This is a genomic window from Calorimonas adulescens, from assembly GCF_008274215.1.
Taxonomy (GTDB): domain Bacteria; phylum Bacillota; class Thermoanaerobacteria; order Thermoanaerobacterales; family UBA4877; genus Calorimonas; species Calorimonas adulescens.
In genome coordinates, this window is sequence record NZ_VTPS01000015.1 from 25845 (window position 1) to 50875 (window position 25031).

Annotated in this window: 29 protein-coding genes and 1 tRNA gene; 26 read left to right on the plus strand and 4 right to left on the minus strand. The window is 41.6% G+C overall.

Annotated features, from left to right (window positions below; genetic code table 11):
• Positions 1-42 precede the first annotated feature (42 nt).
• The 15 genes from FWJ32_RS09765 (at position 43) to FWJ32_RS09835 (ending at position 12149) form a co-directional block, all read left to right on the plus strand.
• Positions 43-798 (plus strand): S-methyl-5'-thioadenosine phosphorylase, encoded by a 756-nt coding sequence (locus FWJ32_RS09765; protein WP_149545773.1) that lies wholly within the window; start codon positions 43-45, stop codon positions 796-798.
• A 13-nt stretch (positions 799-811) separates the two neighbouring features.
• Positions 812-1825: a helix-turn-helix transcriptional regulator gene (locus tag FWJ32_RS09770; RefSeq protein ID WP_149545774.1), complete on the plus strand. Its 1014-nt coding sequence runs from the start codon at positions 812-814 to the stop codon at positions 1823-1825.
• A gap of 42 nt (positions 1826-1867) precedes the next feature.
• Positions 1868-2239 (plus strand): L-serine ammonia-lyase, iron-sulfur-dependent, subunit alpha, encoded by a 372-nt coding sequence (locus FWJ32_RS09775; RefSeq protein ID WP_149545775.1) that lies wholly within the window; start codon positions 1868-1870, stop codon positions 2237-2239.
• Positions 2236-3279 carry an S-methyl-5-thioribose-1-phosphate isomerase gene (mtnA, locus tag FWJ32_RS09780; protein ID WP_149545776.1) on the plus strand — a complete coding sequence of 348 codons (1044 nt, stop codon included), beginning with the start codon at positions 2236-2238 and terminating at the stop codon, positions 3277-3279. Before FWJ32_RS09775 ends, mtnA begins: the two co-directional genes overlap by 4 nt.
• A gap of 62 nt (positions 3280-3341) precedes the next feature.
• On the plus strand, positions 3342-3608 hold the full coding sequence (locus tag FWJ32_RS09785; protein ID WP_149545777.1) for a Rossmann-fold NAD(P)-binding domain-containing protein: 267 nt from the start codon (positions 3342-3344) through the stop codon (positions 3606-3608).
• 13 nt (positions 3609-3621) lie between these two features.
• Complete coding sequence (buk, locus tag FWJ32_RS09790) at positions 3622-4716, plus strand: butyrate kinase (protein ID WP_149545778.1); 1095 nt, start codon at positions 3622-3624, stop codon at positions 4714-4716.
• Positions 4703-5602, plus strand: a complete 900-nt coding sequence (gene ptb, locus FWJ32_RS09795; protein ID WP_149545779.1) for a phosphate butyryltransferase — start codon at positions 4703-4705, stop codon at positions 5600-5602. Before buk (FWJ32_RS09790) ends, ptb begins: the two co-directional genes overlap by 14 nt.
• Before the next feature lie 317 nt (positions 5603-5919).
• Positions 5920-6984, plus strand: coding sequence for a Glu/Leu/Phe/Val family dehydrogenase (locus FWJ32_RS09800; protein WP_149545780.1), 1065 nt, complete (start codon positions 5920-5922; stop codon positions 6982-6984).
• Positions 6985-7214: 230 nt separating this feature from the next.
• Positions 7215-8282: a butyrate kinase gene (gene buk / locus FWJ32_RS09805; RefSeq protein WP_149545816.1), complete on the plus strand. Its 1068-nt coding sequence runs from the start codon at positions 7215-7217 to the stop codon at positions 8280-8282.
• 17 nt (positions 8283-8299) lie between these two features.
• Positions 8300-8971 carry a hypothetical protein gene (locus FWJ32_RS09810; RefSeq protein ID WP_149545781.1) on the plus strand — a complete coding sequence of 224 codons (672 nt, stop codon included), beginning with the start codon at positions 8300-8302 and terminating at the stop codon, positions 8969-8971.
• A gap of 16 nt (positions 8972-8987) precedes the next feature.
• The gene (locus FWJ32_RS09815; protein WP_149545782.1) at positions 8988-9209 is read left to right on the plus strand and encodes a 4Fe-4S dicluster domain-containing protein; all 222 of its coding nucleotides are present in this window, start codon (positions 8988-8990) and stop codon (positions 9207-9209) included.
• 20 nt (positions 9210-9229) lie between these two features.
• Positions 9230-10297: a 3-methyl-2-oxobutanoate dehydrogenase subunit VorB gene (locus FWJ32_RS09820; protein ID WP_149545783.1), complete on the plus strand. Its 1068-nt coding sequence runs from the start codon at positions 9230-9232 to the stop codon at positions 10295-10297.
• Entirely contained in the window at positions 10297-11046 is a 750-nt protein-coding gene (locus FWJ32_RS09825; protein ID WP_149545784.1) for a thiamine pyrophosphate-dependent enzyme, read from the plus strand. The genes FWJ32_RS09820 and FWJ32_RS09825 overlap by 1 nt, the downstream gene beginning before the upstream one ends.
• Positions 11046-11597 carry a 2-oxoacid:acceptor oxidoreductase family protein gene (locus FWJ32_RS09830; protein ID WP_149545785.1) on the plus strand — a complete coding sequence of 184 codons (552 nt, stop codon included), beginning with the start codon at positions 11046-11048 and terminating at the stop codon, positions 11595-11597. The genes FWJ32_RS09825 and FWJ32_RS09830 overlap by 1 nt, the downstream gene beginning before the upstream one ends.
• A gap of 150 nt (positions 11598-11747) precedes the next feature.
• Complete coding sequence (locus FWJ32_RS09835) at positions 11748-12149, plus strand: AbrB family transcriptional regulator (protein ID WP_203227672.1); 402 nt, start codon at positions 11748-11750, stop codon at positions 12147-12149.
• Between the two features lies 1 nt (position 12150).
• Here FWJ32_RS09835 and FWJ32_RS09840 read toward each other — a convergent pair whose 3' ends face one another.
• From FWJ32_RS09840 to mntA, 3 genes are read right to left on the minus strand one after another with little or no spacing between them, the layout of a single operon-like run.
• Positions 12151-12489, minus strand: coding sequence for a cupin domain-containing protein (locus FWJ32_RS09840; protein WP_149545787.1), 339 nt, complete (start codon positions 12487-12489; stop codon positions 12151-12153).
• A gap of 15 nt (positions 12490-12504) precedes the next feature.
• Positions 12505-12708, minus strand: coding sequence for a HepT-like ribonuclease domain-containing protein (locus tag FWJ32_RS13895; RefSeq protein WP_420837950.1), 204 nt, complete (start codon positions 12706-12708; stop codon positions 12505-12507).
• Positions 12669-13076, minus strand: coding sequence for a type VII toxin-antitoxin system MntA family adenylyltransferase antitoxin (gene mntA / locus FWJ32_RS09845; protein ID WP_149545788.1), 408 nt, complete (start codon positions 13074-13076; stop codon positions 12669-12671). The genes FWJ32_RS13895 and mntA overlap by 40 nt, the downstream gene beginning before the upstream one ends.
• A gap of 144 nt (positions 13077-13220) precedes the next feature.
• On the opposite strand from mntA, the gene FWJ32_RS09850 reads away from it, so the two are divergent.
• The 6 genes from FWJ32_RS09850 (at position 13221) to FWJ32_RS09875 (ending at position 19223) form a co-directional block, all read left to right on the plus strand.
• A complete protein-coding gene (locus FWJ32_RS09850) occupies positions 13221-14282 on the plus strand; it encodes an alpha-hydroxy-acid oxidizing protein (RefSeq protein ID WP_149545789.1) in 1062 nt (353 codons plus the stop codon).
• A gap of 101 nt (positions 14283-14383) precedes the next feature.
• The gene (locus FWJ32_RS09855) at positions 14384-14845 is read left to right on the plus strand and encodes a peroxiredoxin (protein WP_149545790.1); all 462 of its coding nucleotides are present in this window, start codon (positions 14384-14386) and stop codon (positions 14843-14845) included.
• Positions 14846-14967: 122 nt separating this feature from the next.
• Positions 14968-15870, plus strand: a complete 903-nt coding sequence (locus tag FWJ32_RS09860; RefSeq protein ID WP_275266292.1) for a bifunctional enoyl-CoA hydratase/phosphate acetyltransferase — start codon at positions 14968-14970, stop codon at positions 15868-15870.
• A 163-nt stretch (positions 15871-16033) separates the two neighbouring features.
• Positions 16034-17776, plus strand: a complete 1743-nt coding sequence (iorA, locus tag FWJ32_RS09865; protein WP_149545792.1) for an indolepyruvate ferredoxin oxidoreductase subunit alpha — start codon at positions 16034-16036, stop codon at positions 17774-17776.
• A 12-nt stretch (positions 17777-17788) separates the two neighbouring features.
• On the plus strand, positions 17789-18367 hold the full coding sequence (locus FWJ32_RS09870; RefSeq protein ID WP_149545793.1) for an indolepyruvate oxidoreductase subunit beta: 579 nt from the start codon (positions 17789-17791) through the stop codon (positions 18365-18367).
• 79 nt (positions 18368-18446) lie between these two features.
• The gene (locus FWJ32_RS09875; RefSeq protein ID WP_149545794.1) at positions 18447-19223 is read left to right on the plus strand and encodes a divergent polysaccharide deacetylase family protein; all 777 of its coding nucleotides are present in this window, start codon (positions 18447-18449) and stop codon (positions 19221-19223) included.
• A 15-nt stretch (positions 19224-19238) separates the two neighbouring features.
• On the opposite strand, the gene FWJ32_RS09880 is transcribed toward FWJ32_RS09875, so the two are convergent.
• Positions 19239-19715 carry a general stress protein gene (locus FWJ32_RS09880; protein WP_149545795.1) on the minus strand — a complete coding sequence of 159 codons (477 nt, stop codon included), beginning with the start codon at positions 19713-19715 and terminating at the stop codon, positions 19239-19241.
• A 98-nt stretch (positions 19716-19813) separates the two neighbouring features.
• Between FWJ32_RS09880 and FWJ32_RS09885 the strand changes: the two genes are divergently transcribed.
• From FWJ32_RS09885 to FWJ32_RS09905, 5 genes are all read left to right on the plus strand, one after another.
• Positions 19814-20425 (plus strand): lysophospholipid acyltransferase family protein, encoded by a 612-nt coding sequence (locus FWJ32_RS09885; RefSeq protein WP_149545796.1) that lies wholly within the window; start codon positions 19814-19816, stop codon positions 20423-20425.
• A complete protein-coding gene (locus tag FWJ32_RS09890; protein WP_149545797.1) occupies positions 20415-21278 on the plus strand; it encodes a patatin-like phospholipase family protein in 864 nt (287 codons plus the stop codon). Before FWJ32_RS09885 ends, FWJ32_RS09890 begins: the two co-directional genes overlap by 11 nt.
• A 65-nt stretch (positions 21279-21343) precedes the next feature.
• Positions 21344-21420: transfer RNA gene (locus FWJ32_RS09895), tRNA-Arg, on the plus strand.
• A gap of 343 nt (positions 21421-21763) precedes the next feature.
• A complete protein-coding gene (locus tag FWJ32_RS13900; RefSeq protein WP_420837951.1) occupies positions 21764-21946 on the plus strand; it encodes a DUF4258 domain-containing protein in 183 nt (60 codons plus the stop codon).
• Positions 21947-22249: 303 nt separating this feature from the next.
• Complete coding sequence (locus tag FWJ32_RS09905; protein ID WP_149545799.1) at positions 22250-24934, plus strand: sigma-54-dependent transcriptional regulator; 2685 nt, start codon at positions 22250-22252, stop codon at positions 24932-24934.
• Positions 24935-25031: the final 97 nt, after the last annotated feature.

The window sequence follows — 25031 nt, forward strand, 5'->3', positions numbered from 1 at the left end:
ATATTAACATAATAAATTTTTTACAGATGAGGAGGAATTGATATGGAGAAGAGAGCTGACATAGGAGTCTTTGGGGGTACTGGGCTGTATTCCTTTCTTGATGACGTTGAGGAGATTGAGATGGAAACCCCATATGGAAAGCCCAGCGACAGCATTGCCATAGCTGAAGTAGATGGTAAATCTGTTGCATTTATCCCCAGACATGGGAAGGACCACCGCTACCCGCCTCACAGGATTCCGTACAGGGCCAACATATATGCTATGAAGCAGCTTGGGGTGAAGTATATAATAGCGCCTACTGCTTCCGGAAGCTTAAAAGCAGAGATAGGCCCCAGTGACTTTTGCATACCGGACCAGCTCATTGACAGGACATGGGGCAGGGAGGATACATTTTTCAATGGACCAGAAGTAAAGCATATAACCTTTGCAGACCCGTATGATGAGGACCTGCGAAGGCTTGCTGTCAAAGTCTGCATAGAAAACGGCCTTAAGGTCCATGATGGAGGGGTTATGGTAGTGATACAGGGCCCTAGATTTTCTACCAGAGCTGAAAGCAGATGGTTTTCATCAATAGGTGGCACTGTCATCAACATGACACAGTATCCAGAATGTGTCCTGGCCAGAGAGATGGATATCCCATATGTAAACATATCGATAATCACAGATTATGATGCTGGGCTTGAGGGCCATCCTGAGATAAAACCGGTAAGCCATGAGGAGGTGCTGAAGGTTTTTGAAGAGAACAATGAGAGGATCAAAAAGGTACTCTATGATATGATAAGGAAGATAGAGGTATAGGAGGGCGGGCATAATGCCTGGAGACTTAAGAGAAATTGAAAGGCAGCTTTTGCTTATTACCTTCCTTTCTCAGAGGAAAGAGGGTTTCACTGTTGAGGAGATAAAAAATTGGTTTCACAGTATGGGGATAGAGGTTTCTACAAGAACCATAAGGAGAGACATGGATGCGCTGAGTGAGGCCCATGTGCCTGTATGTGAAGATGGAGAAGGTAGAGATACCCGCTACTTTATAAATAAATATACCTTAAAAGATGTTACATTTTCTGTATCCGAGATCCTTGGCCTTTATTTCTTAAGAGAGCTGATTAAGCCGATAAAAACAGTGGAGCTTGCAGATGATGCATATACACTGATAGACAGGATGATTGCATCAATCCCGGAAATAAATCGGACTTATATAGACAGGATAAAGGATACCTTCAAGATAGATAGTGGATATCTTATCCCCGATGAGAAGACTGACATGAATCTTTTAGAGACCTTGCAGAATGCTGTTGAAGATAAAAATAGTGTAGATATGGTTTACTATTCCTACTCCTCCAACTATACAGGCAGGCGCATTGTCGACCCGTATCTGGTGTACTTCAGGGATGGAAATTACTATCTTGTGGGGTACTGTCACAATGATGAGGGGATAAGGGAGTTTAAACTGACGCGGATAAGGGACCTTAAGGTGACTAATAATACGTTTGAGTACAGGAATGGGTTTAACTTTGATGAGTACAGGAGATATAGCTTTGACAGGCTTAGAGGAGAGGGACATTATCTGGTGAAAATCCGTTTCGCAGGTGAGGCAGCAAGATACGTGAAGGAATTTGAGAGGTACAGGGCAGATGAAATAGTTGAAGAGGGGAATGGGGACATCATATTCATAAAGGAGGTGTCCATGCTGAATGAGATAAAAAGATGGGTCTTAGGCTATGGTAGTGGTGCTCTGGTCCTGGAACCGGAAGAGCTTGTGGAAGAGATTAAAAATGAGATTGCGGCCTTGAGATGCCGGTATGATGAGGTGCAAAGGTGCACATAAGGTGTGCACTCTTTTTATGAATAAAAGTGGGAGTGGGAGTTCATGGACTTTGTTAGGGTTTTGCGGGAACAGGTGGTGCCATCCATGGGTTGTACTGAATGTGCACTCTGCTATCTTATGGATGGCAGTTTTGAAAGTATGTGCCTTGCAATAAACAACATGATAGGAGATATGGCGGGAATGATATGCGACGGAGGCAAGGAGGGCCGTTCTTTTAAACTGTTGACCAGTATAGACGCTGCCTTCGATAATGCCTATTTGGCTTTGGAAGGTGTATCCATACCGGAGTATAATGGGATTGTTGACAGAGATGCAGAGGTCACAATTAGAAATCTCGGCAGGATATCCCTCGAGGGTATGAGTGTGGCCGAGGATGTGGTAATAGATATAATGGAAAACACTAAGACTGAATGAGGGAGGAATTAATTTTGAGAAGCCTGTGGTTTGAAGACAATTCACTTATGATAATAGATCAGACGTTGCTTCCTGGGGAGTTTAGGATAGTTAAACTAAGTTCCTGCGATGAGGTTGCCCATGCCATAAAGACACTGATGGTTAGAGGGGCACCGGCCATAGGTGTGGCAGCGGCTTATGGGTTCTACTTAGGTATAAAGGACTGCAGTGAAGGGAATATCGATGAAAGACTTGATGAGTCTTATGAACTATTGAGGAGCACGAGGCCTACGGCTGTAAACCTCTTCTGGGCACTGGAGAGGGTCAGGGGTGTTGCTATTACGGCCAGGCCAGCAGGGGTTGATGCCACAAAGGTTGCTATTCTCAATGAGGCACACAGGATGGCTGAGGAGGATGTGGCAACAAACAGAAAAATTGGTGAATATGGCAGTACCCTAATAAAGGATGGCTTTAACATACTTACCCACTGTAATGCTGGTGCTTTAGCTACAGTTGACTACGGTACAGCATTGGGTGTTATAAGGGCAGCCCATGAAAAGGGTAAGAGAGTGCATGTATATGCCGATGAGACAAGACCTCTACTGCAAGGTGCAAGGCTAACCGCATGGGAGCTAAAAAGAGATGGTATACCTGTAACCCTTATTGCGGACAATATGGCCGGGTTTCTAATGAAACAGGGCAGGATAGACATGGTAGTGGTGGGCGCTGACCGTATTGCACAGAATGGAGACACTGCAAACAAGATAGGGACATATTCTGTAGCTGTGCTGGCTGCCAGGAATAACGTACCATTTTATATTGCTGCCCCTCTTTCCACTGTAGATATGAGCCTTAATAATGGTTCAGAAATCCCCATAGAGGAGCGAAGCCACGAAGAGGTGACCACTGTAAAGGGTCAAAGGATTGCACCGGAGGGTGTGGATGTCTACAACCCTGCATTCGATATAACGGAGGCAGAGCTTATAAAAGGCATCATAACTGAAAAGGGTATTGCATATCCTCCTTATAAAGAAAGCTTACAAAAATTTTTTAACGATTAGGAGGAAATTTTAGAATTTCGTCGAATCTATACATTATGAAAAGATTTTAAGACTTAAATTTTTTGTGTAAAAAGACGGGGATTGTAAAAATAGGTATACTATATGCACCGGATTTTCTCGTAAATGCCGGTGGAGCTATCCAGGCGGCTGATGAGCTGGAGGGGTTTAATAAGAAGAGGGCTACCCACAATGTGGAAAGGATATATGACAATCTGCTTGGGGCATTTGAGATAGCAAAGAGTGAGAACATAACCCCATATAAGACTGCTGATAGGTTTGTGAATGAAAGGGTAGCTGGTGGTGCTAAGATAAAGACCATAAGGTTATAGGAGTGCACATATTATGGATAAAATGATACTGGTCATTAACCCTGGCTCAACATCAACCAAGGTTGCCATCTTCAAAGGGGCGGAAAACTTTAAATCCAGGGTACTTACTTATTCTTCAGATGACTTGAAGGGATATAACAGTGTTATTGAGCAGTTTGAGATGAGGCTATATGACATATTGAAGTGGCTGGAGCAAGAAGGGATAGACATAAAAGACTTTGAAGCCGTTGTGGGGAGAGGCGGCATGGTAAGGCCTATACCGGGTGGTACTTATATTGTGACCGATGCGCTGGTAGAAGACCTTAAAAATCAAGTTGGTGGTGAACATGCCTCAAACCTTGGTGGGCTTCTTGCAAAAAATATTGCAGATAGGGCAGGCATTCCAGCATTTATAGTCGACCCTGTTGCAGTGGATGAATTTGAGGATATAGCAAGGATTTCAGGGATGCCTGAAATATCAAGGATGAGTCACGCTCATGCGCTGAATATAAAGGCTGTAGCAAGGAAAGTGGCCCACAAAATGGGTAAACCGCTGGCTGAACTAAATCTAATCATTGTGCACCTGGGTGGCGGCATATCAGTGAGTGCACTTAGGGGTGGGAGGCAGATTGATGTAAACGATGCCAATGAGGGTGGCCCGTTTTCCCCTGAAAGGACAGGTTCATTAGCTGCGTTGGACCTTGTGAGGCTATGTTATTCAGGCAAGTATACCTATTCCCAGATGAAGAAAAAAATAGTTGGGCATGGTGGTATTACAGCCTATTTGGGCACTAACGACATCAGGGAGGTTGAAAATAGGATAGAGACTGGAGATAGGTATGCTGAACTTATATTTAATGCCATGGCCTATCAGGTGTCCAAGGAGATAGGCTCTATGTCTGCTGTACTTTATGGCAAGGTAGACGCTATAATCCTTACCGGCGGGGGTGCCTATTCAAAACGTATCACTACATTGATAGGAGACAGGGTGAGGTTTATAGCACCAGTCATAATAGAGGCAGGAGAAGATGAACTGAGGTCTCTTGCTGAGGGTGTGTTCAGATTAATAAATGGTGAGGAGAAACCAAAAATATATGAGGATGAGGTGATAAAAATTGAGAAGTTTTAATGATATATTAGAAACGCTTAAAGGGACTGAGAAAAGGGTTATATCCGTAGCCTGTGCCCAGGATGATGATGTCCTTTTAGCTGTGGAAAGTGCAAGAGAGAGGGATATAGCTGACGCTGTCTTGGTGGGCGATGCTGACAGGATTAGAGAGATAGCTGAAGAAAAGGGGATAGACCTGAACAACTACAAGATAGTTGATATAAAAGATAAAAATGAAGCCGCTCGAGAAGCTGTGAGAATAGTATCTACAGGACAGGCTGACATGCTTATGAAGGGTATAATAGGTACAGCAGACTTTTTGAGGGCTGTTCTTGATAAAGAGATTGGCTTGAGGACAGGCAGGGTACTTAGCCATGTGGCTGTGTTTGAGATACCAGGTTTTGACAGACTGATGCTCTTGACTGACGTAGCCATGGTTATAGCGCCGGACCTGAAGACAAAGATAGATATCATACAGAATGCTGCAGAGGTGGCAGAAAAGATTGGCATAGCAAAGCCAAAGGTTGCGGCACTGGCCGCAGTTGAGGTGGTAAATCCTGACATGCCATCTACCTTAGATGCTGCTGCACTTGCCAAGATGTCTGACAGGGGACAGTTAAAGGACATCATCGTGGATGGGCCACTAGCACTCGACAATGCAGTTTCTCTTGAGGCAGCCAGGCACAAGGGCATTACCAGTGAGGTAGCGGGTATGGCTGATATTCTTCTTGCACCAGATATAGAAGCAGGTAATGTGCTATACAAGGCTATAACATATTTTGCTGGAGGGATGGTTTCTGGGATTGTGATGGGGGCTAAGGCACCCATAATACTTACCTCCAGGTCAGACAGCGATGAGGCAAAGTTAAATTCAATTGCACTGGCAACCCTGGTTTCTTCAAAATAGTATTCAAACCCAATGATGATTATACTGTAAGAAGTCTATGAAGAATGATAGCAAGCATCAAATACGACTTTAAAGAGAGTCTATGATACTCTTGAATTCGTGGCAAGTGTAGCTGGGGCATCTGGCATGGACGCCAGATGAGCCGACCTGAGGCAAGGACGCCGAATGGAGGTGTACCCGGCGGAACGCAGCCACGAATTATTAGAGTATCAGGACGAACGATCAGGGGCATGGATGCTGCTATCATTCGCAGAATGCCTTCTTACATCAGAATCAATACGGGTTTGATATAAATTTATCACAGGGGGTATTTATGAATGGAACTTTTCAGCTATATGCAAAAGTATGACTATGAGCAGGTGGTTTTCTGCCATGACAAGGCATCAGGGCTGAAGGCAATTATTGCTATCCATGACACCACACTGGGGCCTGCGTTGGGTGGCTGCAGGATGTGGACCTATTCCTGTGAAGATGATGCCATAATGGATGCCTTGAGGCTTGCAAAGGGCATGACATACAAGAATGCTGCTGCCGGGCTCAATCTCGGTGGTGCAAAGACAGTTGTGATAGGTGACCCCAAAAAGGATAAATCTGAAGCACTCTTCCGGGCACTTGGAAGGTTCATTCAGACATTAAATGGCAGGTATATAACCGCTGAGGATGTAGGCACCAATGTAAGGGATATGGAGTATATAAGGATGGAAACCAAATATGTTGCAGGTCTTGGTGAAGGCAGCGGCGACCCATCCCCATTTACTGCACTGGGTGTGTTTCAGGGGATAAAGGCTGCCTGCAAAGAGGTGTATGGTAGCGACGATCTCACAGGAAGGAAGGTTGCCATACAGGGGATAGGAAACGTAGGGTATAATCTTGCCAAGCTTTTGAAAGAGGCTGGTGCAGAGCTAATTGTAACAGATATTTTTGAAGATAACGTGAGAAGAGCAGTTGAGGAACTGGGTGCAAAAGCTGTAAAAGCAGATAAAATATTTGAAGTGGAATGTGACATATTTGCTCCTTGCGCCTTGGGTGCGGTGATAAATGATGATACCATTGACAGGTTGAAATGTAAGATAGTAGGCGGTTCTGCCAACAACCAGCTTAAGGAGGATAAACATGGCGATATGCTGCAGCAGAGGGGCATACTCTATGTACCGGACTATATAATCAATGCTGGTGGTGTTATAAACGTGGCAGCAGAGTTTGAACCGGGTGGATACAGAAAAGATAAGGCTACCAGAAAAGTAGAGGCCCTGTATGATGCTGTAGTGGATGTTATAGAAATTTCAAAGAGGGAAAATATCCCAACGTACAAGGCTGCTGACAGATTGGTAGAAAATAGGATAAATGTTATTGCCAATGTAAGGAACAACTATATAAGATAAATAACTATAATAACTTGACAGTGCGTCGTATAACGTCAAACGCGGCTTTAAAACAAGCCTATTATATAAATATTTTTTGTTACTAAAAATATTATGGTATAATATAAAAGATAAGAGAGGCAGATTGTAGGTGCTACCGCATTCATAGCAGGAACCGTGAATTTAGGCTTCCTGCTATATCTTAATATTCCACACATCTTAAAAAGAGAGGGGGATAACGTTTGAAAGACGTGTATACAATACTCACGATTAACCCTGGGTCCACGTCTACAAAGATTGCGATTTTTAAAAATGAAAATCCCATTTTTACAGAGACAGTCAGGCACAGTACAGAAGAAATTTCAAAATATCCTCGCATTATTGACCAGTATGAGTTCAGGAGGGATGCTATACTAAAACTTTTGGAAGAAAAAGGTTTTTCTATTTCTGACCTGGACGCTGTGGTGGGACGAGGAGGGCTATTAAAGCCAATACCCAGCGGGACGTATGAAGTAAATGACAGGATGATAGAGGACCTCAGGATGAGTGTGCAGGGCGAACATGCCTCAAATCTTGGCGGTCTTATAGCCCATGAGATAGCAAGGACGTTAAAAATTCCTGCATATATTGTCGACCCGGTAGTGGTCGATGAGCTGGATGATATTGCCAGGATTTCAGGAATGCCAGAGCTTCCAAGGGTCAGTATATTTCATGCCTTGAATCAAAAGGCCATTGCCAGAAAGGCAGCTATGGATCTGGGGAAGAAATATGAGGATTTGGATCTCATTATTGTCCATCTCGGAGGAGGTATTTCGGTAGGTGCCCATCACCTTGGAAGGGTTATAGATGTTAATAATGCCTTAAACGGCGAAGGCCCATTCTCGCCTGAAAGGACAGGAGGGTTACCTGTCTTGCAGTTGGTAGAGCTGTGCTATTCTGGAAAGTATACTAAGCAAGAGATGGAAAAAAAGATTGTTGGCAAGGGTGGTCTGGTCGCATACCTGGGGACCAACAGCGCTCAGGAAGTGCACGATATGGTAAAAAAAGGAGACAAGAAAGCCAAACTTGTCTACGAGGCCATGGCATACCAGGTGGCAAAGGAGATAGGAGCAATGGCTGTTGTGTTAAAGGGCCATGTAGATGCCATAGTGTTTACAGGGGGTATTGCTTACGATGACATGTTTTTGGGTTGGATAATTGATAGGGTCAAATTTATTGCTCCTGTTATGAAATATCCTGGAGAGGATGAGATGATAGCTCTTGCACAGGGCGGTTTAAGAGTGTTAAAAGGAGAAGAAGCAGCTTTAACCTACGAATAGGAATCGAAGGTGATGTGATGGATTATAAAAGGCTTACAGTGATTACAGGGCATTTTGGGAGCGGTAAGACTGAGATATCAATAAACTATGCCATAGAGCTGAAAAAATTAGTGGATAAGGTTGCCCTAGTAGATTTAGATATAGTAAACCCCTATTTCAGGTCGCGGGAAGAAAGGGAAACCCTTAAACAAGATTACGATGTAAGGGTAGTATGTACAGAGGAAGAGTATATGAATGCTGACATACCTGCCCTTTCTCCAGAGATTTATGGAGTATTGCAGGACAAAAGATGGAATACGGTAGTAGATCTTGGCGGTGATGATATAGGTGCTACCGCACTGGGAATGTTCAATAAATATTTCCAGGAAGAACCATATGAAATGATATTTGTGGTGAATGTAAACAGACCATTTACTTCAACCAAAGAGGGTATAATCAAGCGTATCAGAGCAATAGAAAAGGCTTCAAGGATAAAGGTTACACACCTTGTCAACAACACCCATCTTATGGATGACACGACAATAGATGATATATTAAATGGATACAAAGTGACAGAAGAGGTATCAAGAGAGACTGGTCTTCCCATCAAGTTTATTTCCGGAAAGAAAGAAATACTCGAGAAATTGCCTGATTATATTGAGGTTAAGCTTTTTCCCCTTAATTTATTTATGAAACCACCATGGAAATAGAAGGAGGGATTTTTAAATGGCTGCAAGAGGTAATGTGATTTTTGATACTGAACGGTGTAAGGGTTGCGAATTGTGCACTACGGTGTGTCCTGTAGATATTATCGAGATGTCTTCAAAATTAAACAGCAGGGGTTACCATTTTTCCCAAATAAAGGATGGAGCCATGGAGAAATGTATAGCCTGTGGTTTCTGCGGGATGACCTGCCCTGATTTTGTTATCAGGGTTGAAAGATTGTAAATAAGGGAGGGAGAATCAAAATGGCGAGAATTTTAATGAAGGGTAATGAAGCCCTTGGTGAAGCGGCTATAAGGGCTGGTGCGAAATTTTACTTTGGATACCCGATAACACCTCAAAATGAGGTATCAGCATATATGGCAGAGAGACTCCCTGAGGTGGGCGGCGTGTTCTTGCAGGCGGAGAGTGAGGTGTCGGCAATAAATATGGTATATGGTGCTGGTGGAGCTGGGGCCAGAGTTCTGATAACGTCCAGCAGTCCTGGCATAAGTCTTATGCAGGAGGGTATCTCGTATATAGTCGGTGCTGAGATACCTGCGGTCATAGTGAACGTAATGAGAGGCGGGCCAGGCCTTGGAGGCATCCAACCAGGCCAGGCGGACTATTTCCAGGCTACGAGAGGCGGCGGCCATGGCGACTATTTTATGGTTGTTTTAGCCCCTGAATCCATCCAGGAGATGGTTGAGATAATGCAGGAGGCCTTTGACATAGCAGATCAGTACAGGAATCCTGTTATGATACTGGCAGATGGCATGATGGGTCAGATGATGGAGGCAGTAGATCTGGATAATATAAAAAAGTCAGATAGGAAGCTGCCACCCAAGACATGGGCGACTACCGGGATGGCGCATCACCAGGGGAAAAATATTATAAATTCTCTGGAACTCGACCCTGCAAAGCTTGAAAAGCATAACCTTGACCTCAAGAAGAAGTATGACGAAATGGCAAAGAATGAGGTAAGGTATGAGATGTATAAGTGTGATGACGCCGACATTATAGCTGTAGCCTTTGGTACAACAGCCAGGATAGTAAAGAATACCATGGAAATGGCCAGGAGGGAAGGTATAAAAATGGGCCTTATAAGGCCAATATCCGTGTGGCCTTTCCCACAGGAGCCTTTTGACAAGACTGCGGCTCATGCTAAGGCATATATATCGGTAGAGATGAACATGGGGCAGATGGTAGAGGATGTAAGACTGGCTGTAAACGGCAGAAGACCTGTGCATTTTTATGGCAGGACCGGAGGAATGATACCTGATCCAAGGGACATACTGGTTGAGGTTAAAAATATCCTTGGAGGTGTTAGATAATGGCAAGAGTGATTTATGAAAAACCAGCTGGTATAGCAGATGTTGTAACCCATTACTGTCCTGGATGTACCCATGGTATAATACATGGCCTGGTGGCTGAAAGCCTGAATGAGCTTGGCGTGCTGGGCGAGACAATAGGTGTGGCTCCGGTGGGGTGTGCGGTTCTGGCATACAACTACTTCAATTGTGATATGCAGGAAGCTGCCCATGGAAGGGCCCCTGCTGTTGCAACTGGTATAAAGAGAGTCCTTCCAGACAGGATTGTCTTTACTTATCAGGGCGATGGTGACCTTGCAGCCATAGGCACTGCAGAGATAGTACATGCGGCAGCCAGAGGGGAGAACATCACCGTTATATTTGTGAATAATGCCATCTATGGCATGACTGGAGGACAGATGGCACCCACAACTCTTTTAGGGCAAGTGACCACAACCACCCCTTATGGAAGAAAGCCAGAGGCTAACGGATTCCCGATAAGGGTATGCGAGATGCTCTCAACCTTAGAGGGTGCAGCATATGTGGCAAGGGTGTCTGTACATGATATAAATAATATAAGGAAGGCAAAGAAGGCAATAAAGGAGGCATTTCAGACACAGATAGATAAAAAAGGATTTTCTATAGTAGAGGTCTTATCCACATGCCCGACCAATTGGGGGCTTACACCGGTGGAGGCTATCAAATGGCTTAAAAACAATATGATTCCACATTATCCTCTTGCAACCTTCAAATCTCCATGGGGGGTGAAATAATGGAAGAGAGAGTAATAATGGCTGGATTTGGCGGCCAGGGTCTTATGACCATAGGCCAGCTTTTGGCCTATGCGGGTCTTGAAGAAGACAAGAATGTTTCCTGGATGCCGTCCTATGGACCGGAGCAGAGGGGTGGCACAGCCAACTGCCATGTAATAGTGTCTGATGGCCCTGTCGGCTCACCGGTTATTTCAGAAGCTACCGGTGTCATTGTGATGAACAGGCCATCTCTTGAAAAGTTTGAAAGTTACCTTATACAAGGTGGGGTGCTGGTAATTGATTCTACTCTGATAGATGTTAAAGCATCAAGGACAGATGTCGAGGCTATTTATGTGCCTGCAGATGAAATGGCCAATGAGATGGGAAATTCCAAAATGGCCAATATGATAATGTTGGGTGCATATGTACAAAAAACAGGTGTTGTAAAGTTAGAATCCCTCTTTAATGCACTACGGCATGTATGGGGAAATACTGCTAAGGAAAGGTTTGTAGAGCCAAACATCGAGGCCATTAAAAAAGGTGCCGGGCTTATAGGTGAATTAGTAAAGTAGATAATATTAACAAAAATCCTCCATCATGAATATTATATATCAGAAAATATTCAAGGAGGTAATCATGATGGAGGAAAAAGGATTTGGTGGCGGCATCTGGTGGATTATAATACTTCTGTTCATAGTATTTCTATGTTGTGGCTGGGATAAGTGTTAAATAGGCAGTACCGAAAAAGAGCTGAGATCTCAGCTCTTTTTTTGTATATATATTTGGTTTCTGTACAACTGGATATACCAGGATCTGCTACTACTGTTGTTATGGTTGAGACTCTACTGATGATAGGTGTCAAACCGGGGCCACTGCTATTTACTGAACACTTAAACGAGAAGACCTTTCTGACAGGGGTTATTGTAACCAGAGTCACTGGTGTTGAACTTTTTACTTCCCTGTTTGGCAGTGTACCCGGCGGCATGCAGGAGATGATCATCCTTTCAGAGTCCTATGATGTGAACCATCCTGCCGTGGTTGTTATACAGACAGTGAGGAGGATTTTAATAGTTATAATGTATCCATTGCTGGTAAATATAATCCTGAAGTATGTTAAGGGTTAATCTATTTTAGTGGTGAGAACACTGCATATAGCAGTATTTCCTTATCAGTGTCGTTTATCACCCCATGCTCACATCCTGCAGGGGCGTTGACGAGCTGGCCTTCTTTTACCCTGATTCTCTCGCCGTTTACAAGGGCCAGGCCTTCCCCCTCTAAGAAATAGAAAGTCTCCTGGTTTTCGTGGGTGTGTGGGACTATCTCACCACCGGGCATAATCCTTGCGAGCCTCACCAATATGTTCTCGTTGTCGTCTTCATCAAGTATGGTCTTTAAATAGGTTTCTTTATGAATTGGATTTTTTACCCATGCCACTTCACTTGGGTTTTTAACAATTGATTTCATCTTTTTTACCCCTTTCTATAAATTAATAAAATTATCAACAATTTCCACAGGTTTTTCCACATCTTTACTGTATGTATCTGCAAATTTTTTTAGATAATCCCATTTTATATCGATATATTGATGCGCAAGAATGTTCCGCAATCTTACTATATTTGCAAGTTTTTCTGCAAGTATTCTTTCTAAATTCCGACGTGCTGTTCTATCAGTTTTGTAATCAATGAATGTAAGCTAACCACCTCTTTTCGCATTCTGTATATATCCATGAGGTCATTAGAAAGGTCTTCTGCTTCCATGGAAATATCCAACATATACTTTATATATAGTTCTTCATCTCTTATCAATAATTTGCTGCCCCTTATAGCTTCCCATGCTATTATTGGGTTTGCACTATTAAGTATGATCAGGTCGACGTCTTTTCTGGTAATGTCCTCCAGATTTCCCCATAACATTGTGATGTCATCAAAGGTATATCCCTCTTTTAGATATACAGCGATATCCACATCAGACTCTTTGAACTGTCTTCTTTTGGAATACGAACCGAATCCTGCATGGCAAAGAAATCCTGTAATTTTTTTGAAAAGGTCCATAGTATCCCTTTATATCAACTGATTTTCCTTTATGATAGCATATACATCTTAAAATATAAAGTAATAAATAATAAAAAAGGATGATTGGGGTATTTTGTAGAATATATACCATATTTGAAAAACCAAAATCGGGAGGAGATCATGTTGAACTATGATGAATTGAGGAAAAACGCCAGAATAAACATGAATAATGTATGCCGCGGGTGCAAAAGATGTGACGGAATAGCCTGCGCTGGAGAGGTGCCGGGGATAGGAGGCGTAGGTTCTGGTGAAGGGTTCATAGAGAATGTACGGGCTTTGTCAAGGGTGAAGCTGGAACTGAAAACACTGCATAATGTCAAAAAACCTGATATTTCCTCGGAAATATTTGGCGAAAATGTAAGTTTTCCTGTACTTCCAGCACCCATGGCAGGCATGAAAAGCAATTTTGGTGGATACTTTACTGAATATGAGTTTGCATCGATTCTGGCCAATGCTTGCAAGGAATTAAGACTGATGTATACATCGGCGGATGGGCCAGATCCTAACATGTTTAATGCTGGTATTGAAGCTATAAAAAATACAGGCGTGCCATCAATCGTGTTTATAAAACCGAGAGGAGTAAAAGAGGTAATAGAGAAGATTAAAGTTGCAGAAGAGGCTGGTGCTAAGGCAGTGGGTATGGATGTGGATGGAGCAGGTCTTATCCTGATGGTAAGGAGCGGACAGGAGGTAGGGCCAAAGAACACTGATGAGCTTAAGGAGATAATATCCTCTACCAGTTTGCCAGTTGTGCTTAAAGGTATAATGACGGTCGAAGAGGCAAAGATTGCTTATGAATCCGGAGCAAAAGGTATAGTGGTCTCCAACCACGGTGGCAGGGTGCTGGAGGCTGCCATGGCTACATGTGATGTACTCCCAGAAATAGCAGAGAAATTTAAAAGAAAAATGGCAATTTTTGTGGACGGCGGCGTGAGGTCTGGCGTAGATGTATTAAAGATGCTGGCTTTGGGTGCTGATGCTGTGATAGTGGGAAGGCCGGTAGCCATAGCTGCCCACGGCGGCAGGATAGATGGTGTCAAATGGCTTTTGAAGAACTATGCAGATGAGCTCTACCAGGCCATGATACTTACGGGTACGCCTGACGTGCATATTAATAGTGAAATAGAGTGCTTTGGGAATAATATCCTCATAAAGATAAAGGAGCGGGGCACATGGAGAGTTTAAGGTCATTAAACATAGAGAAAATAAAGGTTATTCTTTTGGGTTTATATGTTCGGGGAGATTATTAATTTTATTAAATCTGAATCTGAAAGGAGTGAAGAGATATGGAGTTAAAGGAAGGTATGGAAGCACCGGATTTTACACTACCATCCACTGATGGGAATGTGACATTATCAAGCCTTCGGGGTAAGAATGTTGTTCTCTATTTCTATCCCAAGGATAATACATCCGGTTGTACCAATGAGGCGGTAAGCTTCAGGGATAAGCTTAGGGATTTTGAGGACTTAAATACGGAGATTCTTGGTGTTAGTAGAGATAGTATAAGGTCTCACGAGAACTTTGCCTCTAGGTATGGACTACCTTTTAAACTGCTTTCAGACAGTGAAGGTATGGTATGTGAACTCTATGGGGTGTTGAAAGAGAAAAATATGTATGGAAAGATCACCATAGGCATTGAGCGTACTACATTTGTCATTGACAGGGATGGCTATATAAGGAAGATTTTTAACAAGGTAAAGGTTAATGGGCATGTTGATGATGTTTTAGAGATTGTACGCAGCATGTAAGGCCGTATGGCCTTATTTTTTTGCATAATTAAAGAAGGAGATTTACGGTTTGTATAGAATTATATAATATACAAAAAAATTTTAAGCTTTATAAAAAATTTGAGGCCGGAGGTGATACCTTGATAAAAAACTTTGAAGAACTTAAGAACAAGGCATTGGACTCTGGTAGAATGGTATTATCGGTAGCTGCAGCCGCAGATGAAACGGTGATTGCGGCTGTTGAGAAAGCCCGTAAGATTGGTATCATAGACGTCTTCCTTGTTGGCGACAAGAGGAAAATAGCGGCTATAGCTGAAGAGATGGGCGTGGATATCAAGAATTACGAGGTCATAGATGAAGAGGATGTAACTGGAGCAGCCAGGACTGCAGTAAAATTAGTGCATGATGGCCAGGCCGATTTCGTGATGAAAGGCATCCTGGGTACATCAGATCTGCTAAAATCTGTCCTGGATGAGGAGATTGGACTCCGTGGCAAAAACCTGCTTTCCCATATAATGGTATACAATATACCTGCTTATCATAAACTTTTAATGGTTACAGACGGTGGCATGGTTATAAGTCCTACCATGGAAGAAAAGGCAGGCATAATACAAAATGCTGTGGAGTTAGGTAGGGCGCTGGATATAGAGCCATTGAAAGTGGCTGCGCTTTGCGCTGTGGAAACTGTTAACCCCAAAATGCAGGCAACCGTCGACGCAAAAGAGCTTTCAGAGAAGTCGAAGAGGGGAGAAATAGAGGGCGCAATTGTGGAAGGCCCGCTTGCCTTTGATCTTGCCATAAGTAAAGAAGCGGCAAGACACAAGGGGGTTGCCGGTGAGGTGGTAGGAGACGCCGACTGTCTGCTTGTGCCATATATTGAGGTGGGCAACAGCATAGGCAAATGCCTGTCCTATTTTGGTGGAGCACAGTGCGCAGGCATAGTTATGGGGGCAAGAAAACCAATAGTGCTGGTATCAAGGGCAGATCCGCCGGAGGATAAGTTTAACTCTATCGTTTTGGGATGTGTAATTGCATCGAATCGATAGTAATTCGATGTGGGAACCAATGAAAGATGACATACAACATCAAATTCATCCTTAAAGCGAGTCCATGATACTCTTAATAAGTGGCGGGTGCAGCAGGAGCATAGATGTTGCTGTCATGCATGTATTGCATCAGGTCAATAAACCTTTAGGGGAGTGAGATGACATGAGGGAACTTCTTACAGGCAATGAAGCTGTGGCCAGGGGTGCCTATGAGTACGGCATAACCGTTGCTGCTGCATATCCGGGTACTCCAAGTACCGAGATACTGGAAAATATAGCACCATATGATGAGATATACGCCGAGTGGTCACCCAATGAAAAGGTGGCATTGGAGGTGGCTCTCGGAGCAGCCTTTGCAGGGGCAAGAAGCCTTGCAGCCATGAAACATGTGGGCCTCAATGTAGCGGCAGACCCCATGTTTACTTCAGCCTATACGGGAGTCAACGGTGCTTTTATTATCGTGACCGCAGACGACCCGGGCATGCATAGCTCTCAGGATGAGCAGGATAACAGGTACTATGCTAAGTTTGCGAAGATACCCATGCTGGAACCGTCGGACAGCCAGGAGTGTAAGGAATTCGTTGGTGAGGCGGTTAGTATATCCGAAGAGTTTGATACCCCGGTCATATTGAGACTGACAACCAGGATATCTCACAGCAAGAGTCTGGTAGAGCTGGGAACAAGAGAGAATGTATCCATGAGACCATATAGGCGAAATGCACACAAATATGTAACCACTCCCGGGAATGCAAGAGTCTTGAGGGTAAGACTGGAGGAAAGATTAAAGAAATTGAAAGAATACAGTGAGAAGTCTCCGTTAAACCATATTGAATGGGGAGATAAAATGATAGGTATTATTACCTCCGGCATAGCATACCAGTATGCCAGAGAGGTTATGGGCGATAGTGCTTCGTATCTAAAACTGGGTATGACATATCCTCTGCCTGATGAGCTTATCAAAGAGTTTGCATCGCAGGTGGAAGAGGTATATGTTGTAGAGGAACTGGAACCATATCTGGAGGAGCATTTAAAAGCCCTTGGGATTAAATGCCATGGTAAGGACCTTATACCCATAGTTGGTGAACTGAATCCGGAGATTGTGGCAAGGGGATTTCTTGGCAAGGAGCCTGAGACGATAAAGGTGAGTATCAAGCCTGCGGCCAGGCCACCACTAATGTGTCCCGGATGCCCTCACAGGGGGGTGTTTTTCGCCCTATCCGGTAAGGATGCAGTAATAACCGGCGATATCGGCTGCTATACCCTGGGTTCACAGGAGCCTTTAAGCGCCATGGACACAACCATATGCATGGGAGCCAGTGTATCTAACGGACATGGTTTCCAGAAAGCCTTTGAAAAGAACGGGATAAATAAAAAGGTATTTTCTGTCATAGGCGACTCTACGTTCTTCCATTCAGGTATGACAGGACTCCTTGACATTGCATATAACAAGGGCAATTCCACCCTTATAATACTGGATAACAGGATAACAGCCATGACAGGACAGCAGGAAAATCCGGGTACAGGGTATACTTTAAAGGGTGAGCCAACATTCCAGGCTGACCTGGCAAAGATTTGCAATGCCATGGGCATAGAAAGGGTAAGGGAGGTAAACTCTCTTGACCTTGAGCAGGTGGAGGCTGCTATAGACGAGGCTATGAACACAACAGATCCCATGGTTATAATCGCTAAAGCCCCGTGCGCCCTCTTAAAGAGAGAAAAACAGCCGGAGGGGAAGAGCAGGATAGATGTGGATATATGCCAGCAGTGTGGACTGTGTCTGCAGCTTGGTTGTCCGGCCATATACAGGGACGAGAATGATAATATCATAATAGATGAATATCAGTGCAATGGCTGCACACTCTGTCAGCAGGTGTGTGAATTTGATGCCATTGAGACCACAATGTAGGAGGGTTTTGGTATGAGCAGTACAAAGAGCATTCTACTGGTTGGAGTCGGAGGCCAGGGCACTATACTTGCCAGTCGTGTCCTTACCAAGGGATTGGTGGCAGCGGGATATGATGTAAAGATGTCTGAAATACACGGTATGTCTCAGAGGGGCGGCAGCGTATCAACCCAGATAAGATTTGGTGAAAAGGTATATTCCCCTATCATAGGCAGGGGTACAGCGGATGCCATAGTGGCCTTTGAACAGATGGAGGGATTGAGATATATAGATTTCTTAAAGGTCGATGGTATGATGGTTATCAATGACTATAGGCAGCCGTCATTGCCCGTAATGATTGGTGATGCTGAATACCCCGACGGCATTATAGATGAACTGAGTTCAAAGGTTAAGACTGTTGTATTTGATGCTGCCGATGTGGCAAACAGCATTGGTAACCTAAAGGTGCAGAATATAGTCCTCCTTGGGGCATTGATTAAAGTGATAGGCCTTGAAAATCTGGAATGGGAGGCAATTATATCTCTGGAAGTACCTCCTAAATTTAAAGATATGAATATTGAGGCTTACCATAAGGGACTTGAACTTGCATCATAAATTATCCACCATGATTTCCAATGTATGCGCTCATATTCCCACCTTTAGTAACATAAGGATTATACAGGTGGGATGTTAAATGAGAGTAATAATTATAAAGAGAACCCTGATTGTGGTTATCGTTATCGTAATCCTATTGGTGACTGGGCTTTATGGTGCCTATACTGAGGTATTTAATGATAATGAGCAAAAGGTGATAGCCATAATAATAGATGATTTTGGCAACAATGGTAAAGGAACGGAAACCTTTTTTAAAATTAAAGAGAGGCTTACAGTGGCTGTATTGCCAAATATGCCGTATACTGTTGAGGATGCTGAAAGGGCTCACCAAAATGGATTTGAGGTAATAGTGCACCTGCCCATGGAACCGGTAAAGGGCAAAAAAAGCTGGCTTCCACCCGATTCAATAACGTCTGATTTGAGTTATAATGAGGTACTTAAAAAAACCTGTAAGGCATTTGATCAGGTGCCTTATGCAGTTGGCTTTAATAATCATATGGGTTCTAAGATTACCTCTGATAAGAATATGATGCGTATCATACTGGAAGAGGCTAAAAGACGTGGTTATTATGTGGTGGACAGCAAGACCACTAAAAATTCTGTAATCGATGAGGTATCAGAGGCAATAGGAATCAAACATTATGATAGAGACCTATTTTTAGACGCAAAGAGCGAATATGGTGTGTACAAACAGGTTATAAGGTTGGCAGAAATAGCAGGGGAAAAAGGATACGCCGTTGGAATAGGGCATGTAGGACCTGAGGGTGGGACGATTACCGCCAGAGGGATAATGGACGCACTGCCAGAGCTTGAAAAGATGAACATTAAAATAGTATATGTGTCTCAATTAAAATAGGGGTCAGATTGACCCCTATTTTACATATACGTTCCTTGCACCTTCTGCCCGGAGCTGTTTAGCAGCTTCATCCACTTTTTGCCTTGTTGATTCAACAGATACAACTGCCCCGCCTGCCTTGATGTCTTCCTCATATTTTCTTGCCTGTTCTGCAGGAATGCCCCAGTCTACAAGACTGCCGACTATTCCTCCACCAACTGCTCCAGTGATGGTTGCAGCTAAAGGGCCCATAGCCACGATAGGGCCTATGCCTGGTATCATCAGTGCACCAGCGCTGGCGGCCAGGCCGGCAACACCTCCGAGGACACCTCCTGTTGTCATACCCGTGTTAAGGTTGTTCTCTGCACCTGTGTTGCCACGGTTTTCATTATCCTTGGCTATTACAGACATTTCATTGTCAGTAAACCCCTTTGCTCTCATATTCCTTATAGCCTTTTCAGCCATGTCCCTTGATGAGAATGAACCAATAACTTTTGCTTTATCATCAGCCATAAAAAAACCTCCCTTTTGGATTGTATTAATCAGTAGATATTTTTTACTAAATGGAGTAAAATTATGTATATAATATTATTTTCAAAAAGAGGTTATATATGTTTTATGTTACATTCAGATGCATCTGTTATATTATATTTAAAATTTTGTTCAGAATTAAATTCGAGGGGATTGAAAATATTCCGAAGGATGGTGCATGTATTATAGCCAGTAATCACAGGAGTATACTTGACCCGTTTCTATTGGCTTCAGGTCTTAAAAGGAAAATAATATTTCTTGCCAACAAATATCTCTTTGATATACCGGTAGTAGGGTCTTTAATCAGAAAATTGGATGCCATCCCTTTAGATAAAAAAAAGGTGGACATAAAAGCATTAAAAGCTGCTTTGAATGTATTGGAGTGTGGTGGTATAATAGGTATGTTCCCTGAAGGTGGTATCAGAAAAGAAGGGCACACTGATATTACCGGCATTGAGGAAGGAATACTTTTTTTAGCAAAGACCTCAAAGGCGCCGATTGTCCCATGTAACATTGAAGGTAGCAGTGAAGTTCTCCCGGTTGGGAAATATATACCAAAATTAAAAAAGGTAAAGATTAAATTTTTTGAGCAGATAGACTGCACTCAATTAACAAAAGAGGACTATGGATATTATAAACAATTAATATATAAATATATAAACAATATTCAGGAGGTAGAAGATGTGCAGTAAAACGGCTCTTGTACTTGGAGGAGGAGGGGCAAGGGGGTATGCCCATATAGGGGTCATTAAAGCTCTGGAGGAAGCGGGGATACAAATAGACATGATTGTGGGCACCAGTATAGGTGCTATAGTTGGAGCCGGTTATGCTTCGGGCCTTACTGTAGAAGAAATGGAATCCATAGCAGAATCTATGACTTTAAAAAAATTTATTGAACTTATGGACATCTCCGTTTCATCTCAGGGGCTTATTAAGGGTAATGGAATCAGCAGTTTTTTAAATCAAGCTATCAAAAAGAAGAACTTCGATGAACTTGATATACCTTTTTATGCCGTAGCAACTAATATTTTGACGGGAGAAAAGATAGTAATAAACCAGGGTGATCTAATAGATGCTGTAAGGGCAAGTATGGCAATTCCAGGTTTATTCACCCCTATACGTTATTATGACAAAATCTTAGTTGATGGCACTCTTGTAGACTTTCTGCCCATAAACGTGGCGATACAAAACGGTGCTAACCGTGTGATTGCTGTAAATGTCTCATCAGAGGTCGATGGCGTATCGACAATTAACAGAATATATATATCTCTGAGACGAGCATTAGATAAGGTAGAGGTTGCTGCAATACCAGAGAATTTTAGAGGTGTACTTAAGAAATATCCTAATGCTATTTATTTTACCATAAAGGCACTGGAGATATTAAATACATGTAAACAGGACATCTCTCTGGCCCCAAATGTGGTCGTGCTCACCCCTCCTGTCCAAAACATCAAATGGTATAACTTTCAAAAGGCTAAGGAAGGGATAGAGGCGGGCTATACCACTGCTGTGGAGCTTATAAATCGTGGATTTATGCAGACATGAGATATTTAATAAAACTTGAAAAAAACATATTCATGTGGTATAGTATTTGTTGTTAAATAAATAATGCGCCCATAGCTCAGCTGGATAGAGTAACTGACTACGAATCAGGAGGTCGGGGGTTCAAATCCCTCTGGGCGCACCAGTAAAATAGCAGGTTTCAGGTATCGATAAAATGTCGATACCTTTTTTAGTGTTTGAAATTTTTATGGAGTGCTTAAGCTATAAGCTTTTATAAAAGTATGCAATTTTTATGATACATGGCCAAAAAGTAACAGAATGTATTACATCAAATGTAAATGATGGAAAGTTTATTTATGCAGGCTTGAGGGTCATAAAAGGTAAAAATATGTATTACATAATCTTAACATGGACCGATTCAATTTTCCTATATTGTTTTTTATATAATTGTGATAGAATATAAGAAAGAGAAATTGGAAATGAATAAACCGAAAGAATTAATTGATAAGATCAAAAATAGCCAAATAATGTGGTCGAAACATGCAAGAGAAAAGATGCAAAAATATGATATATCAATAGATTTTGTAATAAATGGCATAATGAATGGTGAAATTATAGAGTATATTTGGAGATATGGATATGGAAAATTGTATATAATTTTCTTCATTAACAGGCATGATGGGAAATCATTGTGCCTTTTTTATGTTTAAATTTTTAGTATATCCGCTGCCTAACCGAATTGTACGGTTTAAAATCATAGACTACTCTGTTGGGAAAATCCCGATGTATACTTCATATGGCTGGCCGATATTAATGGGACTATTAAACACGTCAGTGGCCCGTGTCCTGATACCAAAGAATTTTTTGTTGACAGATACTTCGTTTGGGAAGGATAATTAAAAATAAGATAGGTATTTTAATATTTGCACATTTAAATGAAGGCATAAGGTGCTATATATATTTAGTTGGCGGAAGATAGCGTATGCTATATTGTGCTATTGGAGGCGGTATTCATGAAAAGAATCGATATGGTTTATCAAAAGCTTAAAGAGCTTGATAAAGGAGCAGGTGTAAGTGCCTCTGATATTGCTGACTCCCTTGGACTTAGCAGAGCTAATGTCAGCAGTGATCTTAATAAGTTGTGCGATGAAGGCAAAGCAGTTAAAACAGGCACAAAACCGGTATTTTTTAGACCTGTTCAGGAAATTTTACATAAAAATGAAGAGACATCTCTTGATAAATTTGTAGAGAAAAATCCAAGTCTCTTTTCTGCTGTTGAGCAAGCTAAGGCTGCTATATTGTATCCTCCCGGTGGGATGCATATATTAATTTTGGGGGAGACCGGGGTTGGAAAATCTATGTTTGCAGGACTCATACATAAATATGCGATAGAAATAAACAGAATGGAGAAAAATTCTCCGTTTGTAGTTTTTAACTGTGCAGACTATGCTAATAATCCACAACTCCTTATTAGTCAGCTATTTGGTACTAAGAAAGGTGCTTATACCGGGGCAGATTCTGATAAGATAGGACTTATTGAAAAAGCAGATGGTGGCATACTTTTCCTGGATGAGGTTCATAGGCTTCCACCGGAAGGACAGGAAATGTTTTTTGCTTTTATAGATAATGGTATATTTAGAAGGCTTGGTGAAACTGATTTAGAAAGAAAATCTAATGTATTAATTATAGCTGCTACCACTGAAAATCCAGAATCTATTCTTCTTAAGACATTTATGAGAAGAATTCCAATGATTATACGTCTGCCAAACCTTCGTGAGAGAAGCATTGAAGAAAGATTCAACCTTATCTGCCAATTTATGAGAGAAGAATCTAATAAACTTGGCAGACAGATTATGGTGTCAGTAAATTCCATGAGAGCTTTTTTGAGCTATAGCTGTCCCAACAATATTGGACAATTAAAAACCGATATTCAACTTGTGTGTGCGAAAGCTTATGCAGATTTTGTTTCAAATAAGAAGGAAGATATCAAAATAAACAGTATTGATTTGCCACAGTATATAAGAGAAGGACTGTATATGGAAACGGAACACCGACAGTTATGGAACAAGTTTTTAAATATTAATAAAAGATATTTCATATTTGACAAAAGTGAAAAAAGTATATTGCTTGAGGAAGGCAGCGGTGAGGAAAACATATATGAAATGATAGATATGAAGATGCATGAGCTAAAAGACAGGGGACTCAGCGGGGAAGAACTCGATAAGGAAATGGAGAAAGATATTAAAGATTACTTTGAAAAGTATTTTTACAAGGTCAATAACACCATTGATATTTCAGACATTGAAAATGTTGTAGGAATTGAAATTGTTCGAGTTGTTGAAGAGATAATAAAGTTTTCTGAAAAAAGGCTAAATAGGGTATTGAGCAAAGAAGTTTATTGTGGAATGGCAGTTCATATATATAATGCAGTTGAGCGAATTAGACGAAATAGAAAAATTATGAATCCTCAACTTAATAAGATAAGAACTGAATATAGTGAAGAATTTAATGTGGCCCTTGACTGTCTGAAAATAATAGAGCAGGTATTGGATGTATCTATGCCCATTGACGAAGCCGGATTTCTTGCCATGTTTTTTGCCTATGATGGCAAAGAAGTAAAAGAGCAAAAAAGTAAAGATGTAAAAGTAATTGTTATTGCACATGGTAAAGCGACTGCTACTTCCATGGTAGAAACTGCAAACAGCCTTCTTGGAACGAAATATGCAATAGGCATTAATGCTCCACTTGATGAAAAGCCTCAACAGGTACTTTCAAAGCTGAAGACATATCTTAAAAATGCTGGAATAAAATCTGACATTTTATTTTTGGTGGATATGGGTTCGCTTACAACTTTTGGTGAAGAAATTGAAAAGGAATTTGGCATTAAGACAAAAACAATTCCTCTTGTAAGCACCTTGCATGTAATAGAAGCGACAAGGAAGGCGATGATAGGCCATTCCCTGGAAGAAGTATATGAAGAAACATTGAATGTTAATACCTTTTTAGAAGAAGGGGCAAGTAGTAAAACTGTTAGTGAAATGGAAGAAAAACTGGCTATAGTTGCGATATGTACAACTGGAGAAGGAAGTGCAGTTGCGGTAAAAAATATTCTTGAGCAGCATCTCAATTATGACAACAATATCTTTGAAATTATACCGATAAACCTTGTTGGAACGGAGAGCATACATACAAGATTGAGAAATATAGAAAAAGAAAAAAAGATTTTATGCATTGTCAGTTCATTCAAGATAGATACAAGTATACCTCAGTATGGGTTGCATGAGGTGTTAAGCTTGGAAGCTATTAAGCCAATACAAAGACTTATAGATATTGAAAATACTTATATAAAGATGGGTGATACCTTAGAAAACCAGCTGAAAAATATCAATAGTAAATACGTTTTACAGGACATAAAGAAGTTTATTAATGCCATTGAAAATGAATTAAATATTAAAGTTAATACAAACGCTTTAATTGGAATAGCCTTGCATGTAGCGTGTATGATAGACAGATTGAAAGGTGGAGGATCTGTTGATGAGTTTATGGATAGAGGAAAGTATATTTCGGAAAATTATGAACTTTACAATATAGTTAAAAGGGCATGTGAGATTTTAACTAAGAAATACGATATTGACATTTCGGATGATGAGATTTGTTATATTATGACTTTTTTTAATTATAAAATAATACTAAATTAATTAATTATTATTTTATACGGCAAAAACGCCGTATTTTTTTATTATATCATGTGTTTTGGCATGATATTTGCGTATTTAATGTAGTGAAAACACAACA

Excerpts from the sequence above, each read along its gene's own strand:
- mntA (WP_149545788.1), bottom strand. The coding sequence starts at position 13,076 with ATGGACCTTTTCAAAAAAATTACAGGATTTCTTTGCCATGCAGGATTC.
- FWJ32_RS09840 (WP_149545787.1), bottom strand. The coding sequence starts at position 12,489 with ATGAAATCAATTGTTAAAAACCCAAGTGAAGTGGCATGGGTAAAAAAT.
- FWJ32_RS09880 (WP_149545795.1), bottom strand. The coding sequence starts at position 19,715 with ATGGCTGATGATAAAGCAAAAGTTATTGGTTCATTCTCATCAAGGGAC.
- FWJ32_RS09810 (WP_149545781.1), top strand. The coding sequence starts at position 8,300 with ATGGATTATAAAAGGCTTACAGTGATTACAGGGCATTTTGGGAGCGGT.
- FWJ32_RS09875 (WP_149545794.1), top strand. The coding sequence starts at position 18,447 with ATGAGAGTAATAATTATAAAGAGAACCCTGATTGTGGTTATCGTTATC.
- buk (WP_149545778.1), top strand. The coding sequence starts at position 3,622 with ATGGATAAAATGATACTGGTCATTAACCCTGGCTCAACATCAACCAAG.
- FWJ32_RS09855 (WP_149545790.1), top strand. The coding sequence starts at position 14,384 with ATGGAGTTAAAGGAAGGTATGGAAGCACCGGATTTTACACTACCATCC.
- FWJ32_RS09770 (WP_149545774.1), top strand. The coding sequence starts at position 812 with ATGCCTGGAGACTTAAGAGAAATTGAAAGGCAGCTTTTGCTTATTACC.
- FWJ32_RS09775 (WP_149545775.1), top strand. The coding sequence starts at position 1,868 with ATGGACTTTGTTAGGGTTTTGCGGGAACAGGTGGTGCCATCCATGGGT.
- mtnA (WP_149545776.1), top strand. The coding sequence starts at position 2,236 with ATGAGGGAGGAATTAATTTTGAGAAGCCTGTGGTTTGAAGACAATTCA.
- FWJ32_RS13900 (WP_420837951.1), top strand. The coding sequence starts at position 21,764 with ATGTGGTCGAAACATGCAAGAGAAAAGATGCAAAAATATGATATATCA.
- FWJ32_RS09825 (WP_149545784.1), top strand. The coding sequence starts at position 10,297 with ATGGCAAGAGTGATTTATGAAAAACCAGCTGGTATAGCAGATGTTGTA.
- FWJ32_RS09815 (WP_149545782.1), top strand. The coding sequence starts at position 8,988 with ATGGCTGCAAGAGGTAATGTGATTTTTGATACTGAACGGTGTAAGGGT.
- FWJ32_RS09885 (WP_149545796.1), top strand. The coding sequence starts at position 19,814 with ATGTTTTATGTTACATTCAGATGCATCTGTTATATTATATTTAAAATT.
- FWJ32_RS09830 (WP_149545785.1), top strand. The coding sequence starts at position 11,046 with ATGGAAGAGAGAGTAATAATGGCTGGATTTGGCGGCCAGGGTCTTATG.
- FWJ32_RS09870 (WP_149545793.1), top strand. The coding sequence starts at position 17,789 with ATGAGCAGTACAAAGAGCATTCTACTGGTTGGAGTCGGAGGCCAGGGC.
- FWJ32_RS09890 (WP_149545797.1), top strand. The coding sequence starts at position 20,415 with ATGTGCAGTAAAACGGCTCTTGTACTTGGAGGAGGAGGGGCAAGGGGG.
- FWJ32_RS09905 (WP_149545799.1), top strand. The coding sequence starts at position 22,250 with ATGAAAAGAATCGATATGGTTTATCAAAAGCTTAAAGAGCTTGATAAA.
- FWJ32_RS09800 (WP_149545780.1), top strand. The coding sequence starts at position 5,920 with ATGGAACTTTTCAGCTATATGCAAAAGTATGACTATGAGCAGGTGGTT.
- FWJ32_RS09765 (WP_149545773.1), top strand. The coding sequence starts at position 43 with ATGGAGAAGAGAGCTGACATAGGAGTCTTTGGGGGTACTGGGCTGTAT.
- iorA (WP_149545792.1), top strand. The coding sequence starts at position 16,034 with ATGAGGGAACTTCTTACAGGCAATGAAGCTGTGGCCAGGGGTGCCTAT.
- FWJ32_RS09820 (WP_149545783.1), top strand. The coding sequence starts at position 9,230 with ATGGCGAGAATTTTAATGAAGGGTAATGAAGCCCTTGGTGAAGCGGCT.